The following is a 17,144-nucleotide window of genomic DNA, read 5'->3' as shown; positions in this document are numbered from 1 at the left end:
ATTCATGCGCAAGCAAATGATCTGCAACATTCTGGTGACAAAGCTGTGGTGAAGGAGCGGGCTTGAGCCGGGTTTGCTGGAAAGTGCAATAAAATGCCGGTCTTCGCGACGGAATTTGAAACTTGGGTCGTTTAACCCGGGAACATGTTCACAGCCAGAATTGCTGGAAAGAGACAAGAATGAGAGTTTTTGGGAAACGATCCCGCTGGATCATCGCGATTATTGTCGTATTGGCAGCAGGCGGTGCCGTATGGTTTGCGAAGTCAAACTTGGCGAACTCCACAACGCCGACTTATGAAACATCAGCCGCACGCACGGGTGATATTGAAGTTACGATCTCGGCAGCAGGTACTCTTGCGCCAAAGGAGATGGTTGAGGTTGGCGCACAGGTCTCGGGTCAATTGGAAGAGTTGTTCGTTGATGTCGGCGACGAGGTCGAGAAGGGCCAACTCCTTGCGCAGATCGATGCCACGATTGCACAGAACACGGTCGAAGCCCAACAAGCTCAGTTAAACTCGCTATATGCCTCGAAACGTCAACAGGCGGCTTCTCTGAAACTTGCAAGGGCCGAGTCTGAACGCGCCAATATGCTGTTTGAGGCCGATGCCATTGCGCGCGCTGACTATGAGGCCACGGTATCGGAATTGGAGATCGCGGAAGGGAAGCTCGACGCTATCAATGCGCAGATCGCGCAGCAGACCTCCAGCCTCCGTGCCGATGAAGCCAATCTGGAATTTACAAAGATTTACGCTCCGATGGCTGGTACAGTCGTCTCGCTCAGTGCATCCGAGGGCCAGACCCTCAATGCGAACCAGACCGCACCCGTCATCATGACCATTGCGGATCTCGGTATAATGACCGTGGAGGCCGATGTCTCCGAAGCAGATGTGTTGCGCGTATCAAAGGGGCAGCAAGCCTGGTTCACCACGCTGGGCGATTCTGATCACAAGTGGCAAACCGAAGTTCGTCAGGTCCTTCCCACGCCTGAAGTTGTCAATGACGTCGTGCTCTACAAGGCGCTGCTCGATATTGAGAACCCCGATGGAATTTTGCGAAGTGATATGACCGCTCAGGTCTTCTTCATTCTGGGGCAGGCCGAAGATGCCGTCCTGATCCCGGTAACGGCCTTGCAGTCACGTCCCGAGCGCCCAGAGAGCGCACAAGCCAGGCGTCCTGCGCAACCTGAACGCGGAGCCGCCCAGGGTGATCGTGTTGGCGACGGCAGAGGCCAGGCTATCCGTGAGGCACGCGCGCAATATCCCGACGCAGAAATGGGTATGGTTCTGAAAATGGATGCGAATGGCGAAGCTGTCCCTCAGCCTGTTTTGGTTGGTCTTCAGACGCGTACAAGTGCCGAAATATTGTTCGGCTTGTCTGAGGGTGATGAGGTCGTGACCGGGCAAGTGAGCATTCGTTCGAAACAGGCGACCGAGCGTGCCGGAAATGACCGGCCACGCCGTATGGGTCCACCCCCGGTTTAGGACGCCAGATCATGTCAGAACCCTTGCTGCATTTGCAGGACATAAAGCGCGTCTACGGACGGGGTGACGCAGAGGTCCGCGCCCTTGATGGCGTCGACCTGACCATTCGCGAAGGCGAGTTCGTTGCAATTGTCGGACAGTCGGGTTCCGGTAAGTCGACTTTGATGAACTTGCTTGGTTGTCTCGACCACCCGACTTCCGGAACCTACCGCATTCATGGGCAGGATGTGTCCGAGATGGACGCCGATGCACTGGCCTCCTTGCGCAGGCGGACATTCGGCTTTGTGTTTCAGCGCTATAATCTCCTCGCCAATGTCAGCGCATCGGAGAACGTGGAGATACCTGCGGTCTATGCCGGGGTTCGCCAATCGGAACGGAAGGCCCGCGCACAGGAATTGCTCGGTAGGCTTGGCCTTGGCGGGCGCGAGAAAAGTCGCCCCGGTCAATTGTCCGGGGGACAGCAGCAACGTGTGGCTGTTGCCCGAGCTCTGATGAATGATGCCGAAGTCATCCTTGCGGATGAGCCGACGGGAGCGCTCGATTCCGGCACGAGTGAAGAACTTCTGGAATTGCTGGAAGAGCTGCATCGCTCCGGCCGCACAGTCATCCTGATTACCCATGACCAGGAAGTCGCTGAACGCGCAGACCGCACGATTGAAATTCGCGACGGCAAAATCATTTCCGATTCCGGTTCAGTAGAACGGTCTCTGGAGTCGTTTGACCAACGCGCCGTGAAATCCTCCCCCTCCTTCTTTCTTCAGCTTACGGAATCCATCAAGACGGCCTTCCGGTCATTGCGCGCGAACCTGTTTCGCACCGCACTGACCTTGCTGGGCGTGGTGATCGGCGTTGCGGCGGTGGTCGCAATGCTGGCGGTCGGGCAAGGTAGCCAGCGCGAGGTTATGGCCCGGTTCGAGGACATGGGTGCGAACCTGCTCTTCGTTCAGCCGGGGGGTGACCGGGGCGCGCGAATGCGCGGTGACGCCATTGCAACCCTTTCACTCGAAGATGCTGAGAGATTGGGCGAATTGGACAATGTCCTGGCTGCGGTGCCATCGCGGTCCGGATCTGCAACATTGCGGCGAGGAAGCAATGACCATCGTGGCTCCGTGGAGGGTGTTTCGGAAGACTGGTTGCTCGCCAATACCCGCAATATTGAATACGGCTCTTTCTTCACGGCAGAAGATGTCGACCGACGCGTAGGTGTGGTTGTGCTGGGCACAACGACCGCGGGGGAATTGTTCGACAATATCTCGGAAGCCGTCGGCGAGTATGTCTTTCTTGCGGGCGCACCATTTGAGGTCGCCGGCGTGCTTAAAGAAGAAGGCGCCAGCTCGTTCGGCCGTGACCAGGATGATATCGCGCTTATTCCCATCACAACCGGGATGATGCGCGTGTTCGGCAGTTCCTACCTGTCGAGTATAACCATCGCTGTGGAAGACACGGACGTAATCTCGACGACGGAGACTGAAGCAAACGAGCTGCTGCTTCAACGACACGGAACACAGGATTTTCGGATACGGAATACGGCATCGATCCTGGAGTCCGTTCAGGACACACAGAATTCGTTCTCGATCCTGCTAGGCGCGGTTGCCTCTATCTCATTGCTCGTCGGCGGTATCGGTGTGATGAACATCATGCTTGTCAGCGTATCAGAACGCACGCGCGAGATCGGTGTGCGCATGGCGACGGGGGCGCGTCGGTCTGATATTCTTGTCCAATTCATTGTGGAGGCCGTCGTGGTCTGCGCGCTGGGCGGTTTGATCGGTATTCTTACGGGCTTCGCGATCTGTGCAATCCTCGCCAATCTCGGCACCAGCATCGCCGTAACGCCCATGCCCGCGATCCTCGCCTTTTCAACAGCTTTCCTGACCGGGTTCGTGTTCGGCTTCCTGCCGGCGCGCAATGCCTCGCGGCTTGATCCGGTCCGGGCCCTTGCGGCGGAGTAATCATGACCAGAATTCCTCTTCTTCCTCTCAGTCTGCTTGTCGTCCTTGCAGGATGTACCGCAACGCAATCGTCCGATACGCCTTTGTCCTCGGTTGAGCTTCCGGCGTCCTATGAAACCTCAATGCAAGCGGAAACAGAATTGCCGGCCACAGGGCTCTGGTGGTCAACCTTCGGCGATGAATCCTTGAACGCATTGGTCAGCACCGCACTCACGCGGAACAAGTCGCTTGAAGCTGGACTTGCCAATGTTACCTCCGCACGCGCTGCGTTGCGTGTTGCCGATTCCAGCGCCTTGCCATCTGTTTCAGCAGGGGCGTCAGTTTCCACCGACAGTGATTCCGACTTCAGTGATTTTTCTCGCAGTGCCCGCCTGTCGGCTAGCTATCAGCTGGATCTGTTTGGCAGTGTTGCAGCGTCACGTGATGCGGCAGGGGCCAATCTCGAATCGGCTGAGTTCGCGCAAAGAGCGCTTGAGCTGAGTGTTACATCTGATCTGGCAGCGAACTATTTTGACCTTCAGGTCGCGCGTAAGCAGTTTGAAGTCGCGCAAGACAATCTGGAAATTGCCGAGCGTATCTTTGAAATCGTGCGGGTAAGGTACGATGCGGGCGAGATTTCCGGATTTGATTTTGCCAGCCAGGAAGCTGCATTGGCCAATTCGCGTGCGCAACTCCCGCAGATCGAGCAGCAGATACTCTCTCTGCGGACGGCGATTGCGATCCTTATCGGGCAGGTGCCGCAAAATTTCGAAGTGCCGGACGTAGACCTTTACGAGACTGGCTTGCCAGTACCGGAAGCAGGCCTACCATCTCAGCTTCTGGGGCGGCGCCCGGACTTGTTGCAGGCCGAGGCTGATTTGCGGGCGGCGCAGGCCAATGTTCAGATTGCGAGAGCAGCCATGCTGCCAAGTGTCGATCTTGGCGCGGGTGTGACGACACTCCTGACCTCTATGTCTGACCCGACCGCCAGTCTTTCGGCGTCCCTTGCGCAGACTGTGTTTTCTGGGGGAGCGCTGGAGGCTCAGCTCGACAGTGCCAAAGCGCGAAGGGAGGCGTTGCTGTCGAATTATGAGCAGGCCATTCTCAGCGCGTTACGCGATGTTGATGTTGCGCTGTCTGCCATCAATACCAGCGCCCAACGTGAAGAACAGCTCCAGATTGCACTCGTTGCCAGTCGCCGCGCACTGGATTCCGCTGAACTGCGATATCGTGTCGGCACGGACGATTTGACGAGTCTCTTGTCTGCACAACAGAACTATTATTCTGCAACGCAAAGTGCCCTCGAGGCGCGTCGGGACCGGTTGGCTGCGGCCATTGATCTCTACGTCGCAGTGGGAGGCGGGTTCTAACCCCGTCAGCGCCAGCTGAATTTGGCCGGGCGCTTTGCGAGGAAGGCCCTGTAACCTTCCTGGAAGTCCTCATTCTCGAAGCTTTCCAGGAACAGGGCTTTCGCTTCAGGACTATCGTCTCGCCAGCCCATCTTGATCGCATCGAAGGTGCGCTTCATCGCGCTATGTGACCAGAGTGAATTGGCTGAAACCAGACGCGCCGTTTCTCGCGCCAATTCCAAGGCTGATTCGGACTCTGCCATATGTGTAACCAAACCGATACGATAGGCCTCGTCGCAATCAAATAAACGACCTGTCAGCAAGATGTCCTTGGCGGCAGGAATACCAACGGTTTCTATCAAGCGCCGTGTATCGTTCACCGGATACACAAGCCCCAGCTTCGCCGGAGGCACACCGAACCTGGCTTCGGGGCTTGCGATGCGAATGTCTGCCGTCAGAGCAAGTGCGACGCCGCCACCCACGCAAGCGCCGGTGATCGCAGCGATGATCGGCTTCGGGCATTGGGCGAGACATGTAACCGCATCGGAAATCAGGTTTGCCGAATGCTCTGCGCTTTCGGGCGTGGCATAGATCGTCTCGAACTCCGAAATATCTGCGCCCGCTGCGAATGCGCCTGCCGTTCCGCCATGAATGATGACGCATTTCACTTCGGGATCGGCCTCCAGCTGCTTCACCCTACCGGGAATTGCTGCCCACATATCACTCGACAGAGCGTTGCGGCGTTCGGGCTTGTTCAGGATCAGTTCGCCAATCCCATTACTGACCTCGATGCGGATGCGTTGGGAAGTCATGCTCTAATCCTTCAGATAAGTCTTGTTGCACAATTTCTGTATGCGAGCGTTGGCTGTTCGGCCACCCCGAGCCGGCCTTCTGAACAGTTGTGGGAATTGACGCAGCACCGAGTGTCTCTTTAGGTGCGGGCATGGCCCACCGCAAAGACCTCCTGACCGCAATTCGACAGATTACGCGTGCGATCGACCTGAATTCCAAGCAATTGGCGAAAACGACCGGCCTCACGGCGCCACAGCTCATTGTATTGCAGACCTTGTCCGGTGCCGGATCGGTCAAGCCATCGGAGATCGCCCGCGAAGTGCATTTATCCCAAGCGACGATCACTTCCATCGTGGATCGATTGGAGGCGGCGGGCCTCGTCGAGCGGCAGAAGAACGAAACCGACCGCCGCGCCGTAGATGTCTCGATTACGGAGACTGGTCGTAGAAGCCTCGAAGATGCGCCGGAAGCGCTTCAGGAAGGGTTCCTGAAGCGTTTTGACTCTCTGGAGTTGTGGGAACAGAGTCTGCTCATCTCATCGGTGCAGCGGCTGGCTGCCATGATGAATGCGGGAAGCCTTGATGCGGCGCCGATCCTGGAGGTTGGAGATTTGCAGAAAGAGGGCTGATCAACTCTCGGAGACTTCCACCATTGTTTCCTCTTCCGGTTTGTCCCAGAGGAGGTGGCGATCTTCCAGGACAATCAGATTTTCGCGACTGATGACCGTGCCACCAGTTTGGTAGCCGAGCAGTTCTTTCGGTGAAATTTCCGGATGACGCGCGAGCACCATGGTTTCTTCTGACGAGAAGTTGGTCATGCCGCGCGCGATCTCCGCGCCGCTTTCGTCATAAACGTGAATCACGTCACCCTTGAGGTACTGACCCTGAATTGACTTGATGTCTTCATGCAGGACATGTTCTGGGCTATCGGCCAGCGTGTTTGCCAACTCGTCACGGATCACGATACTGCCGGCAATCTGAAGGCGATCAGTCAGCCACGTCGCCCAAGCTGAAGCTGGCTTGGTGTGCGCGATGCATTTGGTGTGCGGTCGTTCATTATAGAGAACTGAAGACACGGGCGCGTCATGTTCCCCATTCGCGATGAGGGTCGTGCATCCGGCATTCTGCGCCATGTTTGCGGCCTGCATCTTGGTGAGCATGCCGCCGCTACCGAGACTGCTGGTGCCTTCCGTAACCGCGATATACTCGCTGACATCATGGACTTCTTCGACCAGTTTGGCGCCTGGCTCTTCAGGGTTCTTGTCGTAGAGGCCGTCAATGCAGGTGAGGATCACCAGATGGTCCGCCTGGATCATCTGGGCGACTTTTGCGGCGAGGCGGTCATTGTCGCCCACACGGATTTCTTCGGTCGTGATCGAGTCATTTTCGTTCACGATTGGCAGAATATCGCCCTGCAACAGGCGGTGGACAGTGTTCTTGGTGTTCAAGAAGCGCTTGCGCTCTTCCATGTCCTGAAGGGTGACGAGCACCTGTGCGATATCGAATCCAAACTCATGGGCAACTTGTTTGTAGGCGTTCAGCAGCAGGGGCATGCCACACGCAGCAGCGGCCTGTTTGTCGCGCAGCCCGGCGGTTTCCGGCTTCTCGTTCAACATGTTCAAACCGAGCGCCACGGCACCTGACGAACACAGGACAACTTCGTAGCCGTCATTCCGTAATTTGGTGATGTCTTCCAATAGCCGTTGCATGAATGCCCAGCGCGGTGTGAGAAGGTCTGGATTGGCAAGTAGGCTCGATCCGATTTTCACGACGATGCGTTTCTTGGAAGGCAAATTAGGCTCCGGTGGTTGCTTAGGGGCGGACATAAGAAGGTTTGGGTTACGATGCAAATAATTAGCTTACAAAATACCTTCAGACTTTCTTCAAGGTCTCAATACCTAGTCTGAAAAGTCACGAATCAGGGAAATTCGTCTATTTTGCGGCATCCGCCGAAAGCTTGAGTTTCTGTAATAGATGGTTTGAATTCTAAACAAATATCATTATCTCGCGGGTCAGGTGAGCAAAGGACTAGTATAGCATGAAGGTACTTCTCGTTGGATGCGGAAAGATGGGCGGCGCGCTTCTGACGCAGTGGATGCGCGCGGTGGAGCATGAGTTCACCATTGTCGATCCTTTCTTGGACCAACCTGTGGAAGGTGCCCGTCTATTCAAGGATATCAACGCCCTTGGAGACGAGAAGTTTGATCTGTTGATCGTCGCGATCAAGCCGCAAATGGTTGATGAGATACTGCCGGCCTATAAGGACGTGCTCAATCCGGATGGGGCCGTTGCGTCGATCGCTGCGGGGTGTTCGGTGCAGCGCCTGCAGACTGCGCTGCCGGGCTATCCGGTTATACGGATCATGCCGAACCTTCCATCTGCCATCGGGGCGGGCGTTGCGGGCCTTTACGCCAGCAGCGCGGCAAGTGCCGACCAAAGGGATACTGTCGAAACCCTCATGCAGGCTGCCGGGACGGCTGTCTGGGTAGATGATGAAGACCAGATTGACCGGGTAACCGCCGTCGCTGGCAGCGGTCCGGGGTATGTCTTCGAGATCGCCCGCGCCTATATCGAGGCGGCCAAGGAACTAGGCTTCAGTGACGAACAGGCCAGCGATCTTGTGCTCGGCACGCTGGATGGCTCCATCCGCATGATCCTTGAAACCGGCGACAATCCGGAAAATCTCCGCAATTCCGTCACCAGCAAGAATGGCACGACCGAAGCGGGCCTGAAGGCCCTGAATGGAGACGGAAAGTTGTCAGATCTCCTGAAAGCCACCACCGAGTCGGCCTACAAGCGCGCAATCGAGCTGCGCTAGGCACCTGAACAAGAACCATGAAGGACGAAACGTGACCACATTGGATTCCCGTTTGAACGCATATATTTCCGGTCTGGGCCAGAATGCCCGCGACGCTGCAAAGGCATTGCTGACGGCGACGACCGAGCAGAAAAATGACGCTCTCCGCGCATCCGCCAAGGCATTGCGTGAGGCAAAAGCGGACCTTCTTGCCGCCAATAAGGAAGATATCGACAGCGTCGGCGACAGCCGACCGGACTCCTTCATCGACCGGCTGCGACTCACCGACGAACGGGTCGAGGCGATGGCAAGCGCCCTGGAACAGATTGCGGAGTTGCCGGACCCGGTCGGGCGGTTGCTCTCGACCACTGAGCGCCCGAATGGCTTGACCATTGAGCGCGTGGCCGTGCCAATTGGCGTGATCGGGATGATCTACGAATCTCGTCCAAACGTCGGCGCCGATGCCAGTGCGCTGTGCCTGAAATCCGGCAATGCCGTGATCCTGCGCGGCGGCTCGGAAAGCAAGAATTCAACGCGCGAGATTGTAGCCTGCATGCAGGCTGGGCTCGAAGCTGCTGGCCTGCCGAAAGGCGCCGTTCAGACGGTTGAGACCACCGACCGGAATGCCGTAACCGCGCTGCTGCATGCTGTCGACTATGTAGATCTCGTCATTCCGCGCGGCGGCCGCGGTCTGGTGGAGCTGGTGCGTGACGAAGCCAAGGTGCCGACACTGCTCCATCTTGATGGCAACTGCCACAGCTACATCCATGCCGATGCGGATATCGAGAAGTCCCTCGACGTTGTTCGCAATGCCAAGCTGCGCCGCACCGGCGTCTGCGGTGCGACAGAGAGCATTGTGGTGGATCGGGCGATCGCCGAAATCGTCATTCCGCGCTTGGTCAAAATCATGGAAGGCTGCGAATTGCGCGGGGATACTGAGGCACGTCGTATTGCGCCCGATCTTGTCGAAGCGACCGACGAAGATTGGTCGACCGAATATCTCGACCCGATTGCATCGGTGAAGATCGTCGGTGGACTTCAGGAAGCGATCAACTTTGTGAGCGAGCACTCCTCCGGTCACACGGATGCCATCCTGACCGAAAATGCCGATGCAGCCCGCCGTTTCATGACCTCCATCGACAGCGCCGTCGTAATGCACAATGCTTCAACCCAATTCTCCGATGGCGGGGAGTTTGGCATGGGTGCCGAGATTGGCATTGCGACGGGCAAGATGCACGCGCGTGGGCCGGTGGGGTTGGAGCAACTGACCAGTTTCAAATATCTGGTACATGGCAACGGCCAGACCCGGCCTTGATCTAAATGATACGCGCGGCCACGGGGGGCGCGCTTTTCCGTAATTTTACGAGGACAGCGAGAAATATATGACAATCAGCGTTCCCGAATTGATATCGCTTGGGACGTATTTCGTCCTGATGATGGCCATCGGACTTTATGCCTACAAAACGTCTACCAGCGACGTGTCCGAATACATGCTTGGCGGCCGCAATCTGCACCCAGCTGTCGGTGCCTTGTCTGCCGGGGCCTCTGATATGAGTGGCTGGATGTTGATGGGGTTGCCCGGTGCGATCTATGTGAGCGGCTTTTCTGCAGCCTGGATTGCCGTTGGTTTGGTAATCGGGGCGTATCTCAACTATCGATTTGTCGCGCCACGCTTGCGTATCTATACAGAAATGGCGGATGACTCGATTACCATTCCCGACTTCTTCGAGAAGCGCTTTCACGATTCCTCGCACGCCTTGCGCACCATCTCTGCGCTGGTGATCATTGTTTTCTTCACCGTCTATACTTCTTCCGGCATCGTCGCGGGCGGCAAGCTCTTTGAATCCGCCTTTGGCCTGAACTACCAGCTCGGCTTGTTTGTCACCGCTGGCGTCGTGCTTGCCTATACGGTCGTTGGGGGCTTTCTGGCGGTCAGCCTGACGGACTTCGTGCAAGGCTGCATCATGTTCATCGCGCTCATCCTCGTGCCCGTTATCGCATACTTCGTGATTGGTGGGTGGAGCGGCATGGAAAGTGCGATCACAAGCGCGCCTTCGTATGTGGATGCTGACAGTGGAGCTGTTGGTCCGGCGCGTAGTCAGTTTTTCGACATGTGGCCCGAGAGTATGACCGTAGTGGGCCTCGTCTCCCTCCTCGCTTGGGGGCTTGGCTATTTCGGTCAGCCGCACATCATTGTGCGCTTCATGGCCATCCGGTCACTCAAGGACATCAAGACCGCTCGCATTATCGGCATGAGTTGGATGCTCGTTACGGTCATCGGAGCCGTCTTTGTCGGCGCCGTGGGCGTCGCTTATGTCCAGCAACATGACCTCGGCGCGCAGCTGACCGACTCTGAAGCCATCTTCATCCTGCTTTCGCAAATCATCTTCCATCCGCTCGTCGCCGGCTTCCTGCTCGCGGCGATCCTCGCGGCGATCATGAGCACGATCTCTTCGCAGCTGCTCGTGTCTTCCAGCTCGATCACCGAAGATGTCTACAAGACCTTCTTCCGGCGCGAGGCTTCGCAGTCGGAGCTGGTGATGATCGGCCGGATTGCGACGGTTGTGGTCAGCCTCGTGGCCATCGCGCTCGCCTTCGATCCCAACAGCAACATTCTTGATCTTGTATCAAATGCGTGGGCCGGGTTCGGTTCGGCCTTTGGCCCGATCATTTTGCTTAGCCTGTTCTGGCGCCATCTGACGCGTGATGGGGCGCTGGCTGGTATGATTGTTGGCGCGGTTACGGTTCTGGTCTGGCTCTACGTACCGCTCCTGCCAGCTGAGGGCGGTGCGGTGCCGCTCGAAACTCTTGTCTATGCCATGATCCCCGGCTTCCTGCTGTCAGGCCTCGCGGCCTATCTTGTCAGTGTGATTGGCCGCTCGGTGAAGCCGAAAGTGGCCGCCGGGTTTGATGACATGAGCGAGGTGATGAACGACGCTCCCTGATCTGGTGCCGCTCCTCTGACAAAGAGGGGCGGTGACACATCCTGCCTGTCGCGTTAGGTAATGATAACGCAAACATTCGGGGGCGGAGGTCGCACGGCTGTCGCTTCTCGATACATAAATGGGTCAAGGGTTGTGAAGAATCTGCTGAAGCGCGTCGCTAGTCTGTTCATTTCGATTTCAATTGGTTTCGGCGTGTTGCCGGCTGTTGCAGAGGATGGCTACGAACTCTGGCTTCGGTACGAACAGCTTGAGGCCAGACCCGCCGACGCGCCGCGCCATGTGATGGCCGCCTGCGCTGAGCCGTCGGAGACGCTTCAGGCTGCGCTTGCCGAAATCGACCGGGCCACGGAGTCCCTGCTGGGGACTGCCCTCAAATCCACGGACAAGCTGCGCAGCCGGACGCTTGTGCTCGCCAGTGCGGACTGCGCCGACGTGATCGATGAGGCGGACCTGCCAACCACTGAAACCGTTGGCGCCGAGGGCTTCGCCCTGCGGGCAACGAAACTGAACGGTAAGCGCGTAACACTGATCGCCGCGCAATCCGACCTTGGCGTCCTCTATGGCACGTTCGACTATCTCCAGCGCATGTCGCGCGGCGAGGCGCTCACGGATCTCGACGTCATTTCACGTCCCAAGACCAAGCTGCGCCTGCTCAATCATTGGGACAATCTGGATCGCCATGTCGAGCGCGGCTATGCGGGTCAGTCGATCTGGGACTGGCACCGGCTGCCAGACTATCTCGATCCGAAATATACTGACTATGCCCGCGCCAATGCGTCCATCGGCATTAATGGAGTTTCGCTGACCAATGTGAACGCCGACGCGACCGTGCTGACCGCGCTATACCTAAAGAAAGTCGCAGCTCTCGCAGACATTTTCCGGCCCTATGGGATCAGGGTCTATCTCACCGCGCGCTTCTCTGCGCCGATGGAACTGGGCGGCCTCGACACAGCCGATCCGCGCGACGCCCAGGTGCAGGTCTGGTGGCAGACCAAGGTGGACGAGATATATACCCATGTGCCGGATTTCGGCGGCTTCCTCGTGAAAGCGAACTCCGAAGGCCAGCCCGGCCCACAGGATTATGAGCGCAGCCATGCCGAAGGCGCGAACATGCTGGCCACCGCGCTTGCCCCGCATGAAGGCATCGTGATGTGGCGCGCCTTCGTCTATTCGGCCGAAGAACCCGAAGACCGCGTGAAGCAGGCCTATACCGAATTCGTGCCTCTGGATGGTCAGTTTGCAGACAATGTTCTGGTACAGGTCAAGAACGGCCCGCTGGACTTTCAGCCGCGCGAGCCCTTCCATCCGCTGTTCGGCGCGATGCCGGAAACGCCGTTGATGATGGAACTCCAGATCACCAAGGAATATCTCGGCTTCTCGACCCATCTCGCCTATTTGGGCACGCTCTGGGAAGAGGTGTTGTCGGCCGATACGCACGCCGAGGGTGAGGGCACAAGCGTTGCCTCCGTGATCGATGGCGTCGCGCAAGAGTACGAGCTTACCGGCATGGCCGGTGTTGCCAATATCGGCAGTGATCGGAACTGGTCAGGCTCAGTCTTCGATCAGGCGAACTGGTACGCTTTCGGGCGGCTTGCCTGGGATCCTGACGCCTCCTCTGAGGCCATCGCGCGCGATTGGGTGGAACAGACTCTCAGCCGCGCGCCAGAAGTCGCCGACGAAATTACCGGCATGATGATGGGCTCACGCGAGGCGGTCGTGAACTATATGACGCCGCTTGGTCTCACCCATCTCATGGGAACCGGACACCATTATGGCCCCGCGCCTTGGGTCGATGATCTCGGACGGGCAGACTGGACCCCATATTATTATCACAAGGCCACAAAGGATGCGGTCGGCTTTGACCGGACCGATACAGGCTCTGGCGCAGTCGATCAGTATGCCGGGCCGGTGGCGCAGGAATGGGCGAGTCTCGACACGGTGCCGGATGAATTGCTGCTCTGGTTCCATCGCGTGCCGTGGGACTACCAGCTCTCGAACGGCCAGACGCTCTGGCAGGAACTCGTGAACCGCTATGACCGAGGCGTCAGCGCGGTGGAGGCGATGCAGGCGCAATGGGCGAGCCTGGAGAACGAGATCGATGCCGAGCGTTTCGCGCAGGTCTCGGCTTTCCTCGGAATCCAGCATCAGGAAGCTATCTGGTGGCGTGACGCCTCCATCGCCTACTGGCAGAGCGTGAACGGCTTGCCTCTGCCTGAGGGTGCAGAGCCGCCCGCGCATGATCTCGACCATTACAAGAGCCTGTCTTTCCCGAATGCGCCGGGGCAGGGTGAATAGGTTAGCTGGTGCCGGTGAGCCGCTCGGTTGAGGCGGCGAACAGATCATCCAGAAAGCGGCTGACGGCGCGCACACGGGTTGTTCCGTGTACATCCTCATGGACGGCAAGCCAGAAGGCGCGGTCGATACGGACTTCCTCTGGCAACACATGGACGAGGTTCGGGTCGCCCGCCGCGATGAAGTGGGGCAGCACGGCAATTCCTGCGCCTTCGCGGGCCATTTGCCATTGCGCCACGATGGACGGGCTGCAGAAGCGCGGCGTCAGGCCGGGGGCGATGTCTTCGTGATAACGCAGCTGGGTTGAGTAAATGAGGTCGTCGACATAGCCGATGAGATCATGCTCGCTGAGGTCGCTGACCTGTTCGACCGGGCGCGTGCGGGCGAGGTAATCCGGGTGGGCGTACATCTGCAGCACATAATCAGACATCTTGCGCACCTTCACGCGGCCTGTCTTTGGCCGTGTCAGCATGATCGACATGTCGGCTTCTCGCTTTGGCACGCTGACGAAACCCGAGACCGCAATGATGTCGAGCCCTATATGCGGGTTCTGCGCGGCGAAGTCCGTCATGGCGGGCGCAATCAGGAGACTGCCGAGTCCTTCGGTCACGCCGAGCCGGACGCGTCCTGCGGCGAGCGGGCCGTCATTGTCTGACAGCGCGGCGATCTCGGACGCCGTATGCTCCAGCCCCTCTACCTTGTCGGCCACGGTCTGGCCAACCGGCGTCAGGACATGGCCCTTGGGTGTCCGTTCGAACAGTTCGAGCCCCAACTCGGTCTCAAGCCGCCTCAGGCGCCGACTGATCGTTGTCGGGTCAAGCCCCGTGCGCGTAGCCACATCGGCGAGACGCGGATGGCGGCTCACATCGAGTAGGAGGCGGAGATCGTCCCAGTTCATTACTTGTTGCCTGCGATTTTGCAGCTCGTAGCTGCGATATTGTCCATTTACCGGAATTTATACGCGCGCTACGGTCCCGTCAAAATCAAAGGGAGTTTCTCATGCGCGAAGTGGACCACTTCATTGGCGGAAAGTCTGTCACCGGCACGTCCGGGCGGTTCGGCGACATCTACAATCCCAACACCGGTGAGGTTCAGGCCCGCGTCGCGCTGGCGACCCGTGATGAAGTTTCACAGGCCATCATGAATGCGTCAGAGGCGTTCCCGGCCTGGTCCATGATGAACCCCCAGCGCCGCGCGCGAGTGATGTTCGAATTCAAGCGCCTGCTGGAAGCCAATATCAATGAGCTGGCTGAGCTGTTGTCGGCCGAGCATGGCAAAGTGGTCGCGGATTCGCGCGGTGATGTTCAGCGCGGCATCGACGTGGTCGAGTTCGCTTGCGGTATCCCTCATTTGCAGAAGGGCGAGTACACTGAAGGCGCAGGCCCCGGCATTGATGTCTATTCCATGCGTCAGCCTCTGGGCGTCGTGGCCGGTATCACGCCGTTCAATTTCCCCGCCATGATCCCGTGCTGGATGGCGGCTGTGGCCATTGCTTGCGGTAACACTTTCATCCTCAAGCCGTCGGAGAAAGACCCGTCGGTGCCGATGCGCCTGGGCGAATTGCTGCTCGAGGCCGGCGCACCGGAAGGCGTGCTGAACGTGGTCAATGGCGACAAGGTGGCTGTTGATGCCATCCTGACGCATCCGGACGTCAAGGCCGTCAGCTTCGTCGGGTCCTCCGACATCGCACAATATGTCTATTCCACTGGCACAGCACACGGCAAACGCGTGCAGGCCATGGGCGGGGCAAAGAACCACGGCATCATCATGCCCGACTGCAACATGGAGCAGGCGGTAAAGGACATCGTCGGCGCGGCCTATGGCTCGGCGGGCGAACGCTGCATGGCGCTGCCGGTGGCCGTCACCGTCGGCAAGAAGACTGGCGACGAGTTCGTGGAGCGCATGGTGGACGCCGCGCGCAACCTGAAAGTCGGCATCTCGACCGATGCGGATGCGCATTATGGCCCGGTGGTCTCGGCCGCTCACAAGGCCAAGGTCGAAAGCTACATCCAGATGGGTGTCGATGAGGGCGCAGACCTTGTGCTCGACGGTCGCGGCCTGAAGTTGCAGGGCAATGAGAACGGATATTTTATTGGCCCGAACCTGTTCGACAATGTGAAGCCTACGATGCAATCCTACAAGGAAGAGATTTTTGGTCCGGTGTTGCAGGTTGTGCGCGCTGAGACGCTGGAAGAGGCTGCCGCGCTGCCGAGCAATCACCAATACGGAAACGGTGTCGCGATCTTTACCTCGAATGGCCGCGCCGCGCGCGAGTTTGCCGCGCAGGTCAATGTCGGCATGGTGGGCGTGAACGTGCCGATCCCGGTGCCGGTGAGCTATCACACTTTCGGGGGCTGGAAGCGGTCGGCCTTTGGCGATACCAATCAGCATGGCCCGGAGGGCGTGCGCTTCTGGACAAAGATCAAGACGGTCACCCAGCGCTGGCCCGAAGGCGACATTGGCGACCAGGCGTTTATCATTCCGACGATGGGATAGAGATTTGAAGAAAGTCGCCTCGCTAGTTTTCCGATTAGGTATCATCGCTGCAGTCGCTGGCTTTGCCGTGTTTGTGCTGGGATGGATGGAACGCGATAGTTGCGCGGATGGTGGTGGCATATGGCTGAAGGCATCCAAGGAATGTGTTTGTACCTATTCCCAGCGCGGTGTGTATGCCGATACGCCGACACCGGAACAGATGGCGCACCGAATGGAATGCGAGCTGAAACCCACTGCTTCTGATTGGATTGAATGATGAGCACTTACGACACGATCACTTTTGAACACTCGAACCGCATCGCGCTGGTCACGATCAACCGGCCGGACAGCCTGAATGCGCTGAACCAACAGGTCATGGCAGAAGTTGCCGACGTCTTTGCGCGCATTGACCGCGACAAGGACATTGCCGTCAGCGTGCTGACCGGCGAGGGCCGCGCCTTTGCTGCCGGTGCCGACATCAAGGAAATGCAGCCGCAAAGCTTCTCCGACATGTATGTCGAGGATTTCTTCGGCCTCTGGGATCGTTTCGCAGCATGCCGCAAGCCGGTGATTGCGGCGGTGAATGGTTTCGCGCTCGGCGGCGGTTGTGAGCTGGCCATGATGTGCGACATGATCATCGCGTCCGAAAAGGCGAAGTTCGGCCAGCCGGAAATCAAGCTGGGCGTCACGCCCGGCATGGGCGGCTCCATTCGCCTGACCAAGGCCGTCGGCAAAGCCAAAGCCATGGACATGGTGCTCACCGGCCGCATGATCGACGCCGCTGAGGCTGACCGGATCGGCCTCGTCTCTCGCGTAGTCGAGCATGACGCGTTGATGGATACGGCCATGGGCGCGGCGAAGGAAATCGCCGGCTATTCCATCCCGTCCATCATGGCGGCCAAGGAAATGGTTGGCCGCGCGCTGGAAGTCTCCACCGCTGAAGGCGTGAAGTTCGAGCGCCGCCTGTTCCAGGGCCTGTTTGGAACCGCAGACCAGAAGGAAGGCATGGCCGCTTTCACAGAGAAGCGCGCGCCGGACTTCAAGGACAAATAAGCCTGCACCGGAGTGCATAAACATCGCGCCGCA

At 58.3% G+C, this 17,144-nt stretch carries 14 protein-coding genes; 11 read left to right on the top strand and 3 right to left on the bottom strand.

From position 1 onward, the window contains the following. Window positions 1-179: 179 nt before the first annotated feature. Genes CFA77_RS12060 through CFA77_RS12050 form a run of 3 tightly spaced genes read left to right on the top strand, consistent with a single transcriptional unit; the run spans window position 180 to window position 4,779 of the window. Window positions 180-1,481, top strand: a complete 1,302-nt coding sequence (locus tag CFA77_RS12060; protein WP_206990906.1) for an efflux RND transporter periplasmic adaptor subunit — start codon at window positions 180-182, stop codon at window positions 1,479-1,481. A gap of 11 nt (window positions 1,482-1,492) precedes the next feature. Then, complete coding sequence (locus CFA77_RS12055) at window positions 1,493-3,430, top strand: MacB family efflux pump subunit (RefSeq protein WP_206990905.1); 1,938 nt, start codon at window positions 1,493-1,495, stop codon at window positions 3,428-3,430. 2 nt (window positions 3,431-3,432) lie between these two features. Then, window positions 3,433-4,779 carry an efflux transporter outer membrane subunit gene (locus CFA77_RS12050; RefSeq protein ID WP_206990904.1) on the top strand — a complete coding sequence of 449 codons (1,347 nt, stop codon included), beginning with the start codon at window positions 3,433-3,435 and terminating at the stop codon, window positions 4,777-4,779. A 5-nt stretch (window positions 4,780-4,784) separates the two neighbouring features. Here the strand turns inward: CFA77_RS12050 and CFA77_RS12045 are convergent, their stop codons facing one another. After that, complete coding sequence (locus CFA77_RS12045; protein WP_206990903.1) at window positions 4,785-5,570, bottom strand: enoyl-CoA hydratase/isomerase family protein; 786 nt, start codon at window positions 5,568-5,570, stop codon at window positions 4,785-4,787. A 131-nt stretch (window positions 5,571-5,701) separates the two neighbouring features. Here CFA77_RS12045 and CFA77_RS12040 point away from each other — a divergent pair, with 131 nt between their 5' ends. Further along, complete coding sequence (locus CFA77_RS12040) at window positions 5,702-6,178, top strand: MarR family winged helix-turn-helix transcriptional regulator (protein ID WP_034811382.1); 477 nt, start codon at window positions 5,702-5,704, stop codon at window positions 6,176-6,178. Here the strand turns inward: CFA77_RS12040 and proB are convergent, their stop codons facing one another. Beyond that, window positions 6,179-7,342, bottom strand: a complete 1,164-nt coding sequence (gene proB, locus CFA77_RS12035) for a glutamate 5-kinase (protein WP_206990902.1) — start codon at window positions 7,340-7,342, stop codon at window positions 6,179-6,181. Between the two features lie 245 nt (window positions 7,343-7,587). Here proB and proC point away from each other — a divergent pair, with 245 nt between their 5' ends. The 4 genes from proC (at window position 7,588) to CFA77_RS12015 (ending at window position 13,586) form a co-directional block, all read left to right on the top strand. Beyond that, entirely contained in the window at window positions 7,588-8,367 is a 780-nt protein-coding gene (proC, locus tag CFA77_RS12030) for a pyrroline-5-carboxylate reductase (RefSeq protein WP_206990901.1), read from the top strand. A gap of 40 nt (window positions 8,368-8,407) precedes the next feature. Continuing rightward, the gene (locus tag CFA77_RS12025; protein WP_371822992.1) at window positions 8,408-9,661 is read left to right on the top strand and encodes a glutamate-5-semialdehyde dehydrogenase; all 1,254 of its coding nucleotides are present in this window, start codon (window positions 8,408-8,410) and stop codon (window positions 9,659-9,661) included. A gap of 67 nt (window positions 9,662-9,728) precedes the next feature. Next, window positions 9,729-11,291: a sodium/proline symporter PutP gene (gene putP, locus CFA77_RS12020; protein WP_034811400.1), complete on the top strand. Its 1,563-nt coding sequence runs from the start codon at window positions 9,729-9,731 to the stop codon at window positions 11,289-11,291. Between the two features lie 141 nt (window positions 11,292-11,432). Then, window positions 11,433-13,586 (top strand): alpha-glucuronidase family glycosyl hydrolase, encoded by a 2,154-nt coding sequence (locus tag CFA77_RS12015; protein ID WP_371822991.1) that lies wholly within the window; start codon window positions 11,433-11,435, stop codon window positions 13,584-13,586. 1 nt (window position 13,587) lies between these two features. Here CFA77_RS12015 and CFA77_RS12010 read toward each other — a convergent pair whose 3' ends face one another. Next, window positions 13,588-14,481: a LysR family transcriptional regulator gene (locus CFA77_RS12010; RefSeq protein ID WP_206990898.1), complete on the bottom strand. Its 894-nt coding sequence runs from the start codon at window positions 14,479-14,481 to the stop codon at window positions 13,588-13,590. 101 nt (window positions 14,482-14,582) lie between these two features. Here CFA77_RS12010 and CFA77_RS12005 point away from each other — a divergent pair, with 101 nt between their 5' ends. Genes CFA77_RS12005 through CFA77_RS11995 form a run of 3 tightly spaced genes read left to right on the top strand, consistent with a single transcriptional unit; the run spans window position 14,583 to window position 17,111 of the window. Further along, window positions 14,583-16,079, top strand: a complete 1,497-nt coding sequence (locus tag CFA77_RS12005) for a CoA-acylating methylmalonate-semialdehyde dehydrogenase (RefSeq protein WP_206990897.1) — start codon at window positions 14,583-14,585, stop codon at window positions 16,077-16,079. 4 nt (window positions 16,080-16,083) lie between these two features. Further along, entirely contained in the window at window positions 16,084-16,335 is a 252-nt protein-coding gene (locus tag CFA77_RS12000) for a hypothetical protein (RefSeq protein WP_206990896.1), read from the top strand. Further along, window positions 16,335-17,111, top strand: coding sequence for an enoyl-CoA hydratase-related protein (locus tag CFA77_RS11995; protein WP_206993235.1), 777 nt, complete (start codon window positions 16,335-16,337; stop codon window positions 17,109-17,111). Before CFA77_RS12000 ends, CFA77_RS11995 begins: the two co-directional genes overlap by 1 nt. Window positions 17,112-17,144: the final 33 nt, after the last annotated feature.

Source organism: Hyphomonas sp. KY3, from assembly GCF_017309975.1.
Lineage (GTDB): Bacteria > Pseudomonadota > Alphaproteobacteria > Caulobacterales > Hyphomonadaceae > Hyphomonas.
The sequence above is the reverse complement of the archived record's forward strand: the minus strand, read 5'-3'. Positions and strand labels throughout refer to the sequence as shown.

Coding starts and splice junctions, on each gene's coding strand:
- CFA77_RS12050 (WP_206990904.1), top strand. CDS start 3,433: ATGACCAGAATTCCTCTTCTTCCTCTCAGTCTGCTTGTCGTCCTTGCA.
- CFA77_RS12045 (WP_206990903.1), bottom strand. CDS start 5,570: ATGACTTCCCAACGCATCCGCATCGAGGTCAGTAATGGGATTGGCGAA.
- putP (WP_034811400.1), top strand. CDS start 9,729: ATGACAATCAGCGTTCCCGAATTGATATCGCTTGGGACGTATTTCGTC.
- CFA77_RS12055 (WP_206990905.1), top strand. CDS start 1,493: ATGTCAGAACCCTTGCTGCATTTGCAGGACATAAAGCGCGTCTACGGA.
- CFA77_RS12060 (WP_206990906.1), top strand. CDS start 180: ATGAGAGTTTTTGGGAAACGATCCCGCTGGATCATCGCGATTATTGTC.
- proC (WP_206990901.1), top strand. CDS start 7,588: ATGAAGGTACTTCTCGTTGGATGCGGAAAGATGGGCGGCGCGCTTCTG.
- CFA77_RS12010 (WP_206990898.1), bottom strand. CDS start 14,481: ATGAACTGGGACGATCTCCGCCTCCTACTCGATGTGAGCCGCCATCCG.
- CFA77_RS12005 (WP_206990897.1), top strand. CDS start 14,583: ATGCGCGAAGTGGACCACTTCATTGGCGGAAAGTCTGTCACCGGCACG.
- CFA77_RS11995 (WP_206993235.1), top strand. CDS start 16,335: ATGAGCACTTACGACACGATCACTTTTGAACACTCGAACCGCATCGCG.
- CFA77_RS12040 (WP_034811382.1), top strand. CDS start 5,702: ATGGCCCACCGCAAAGACCTCCTGACCGCAATTCGACAGATTACGCGT.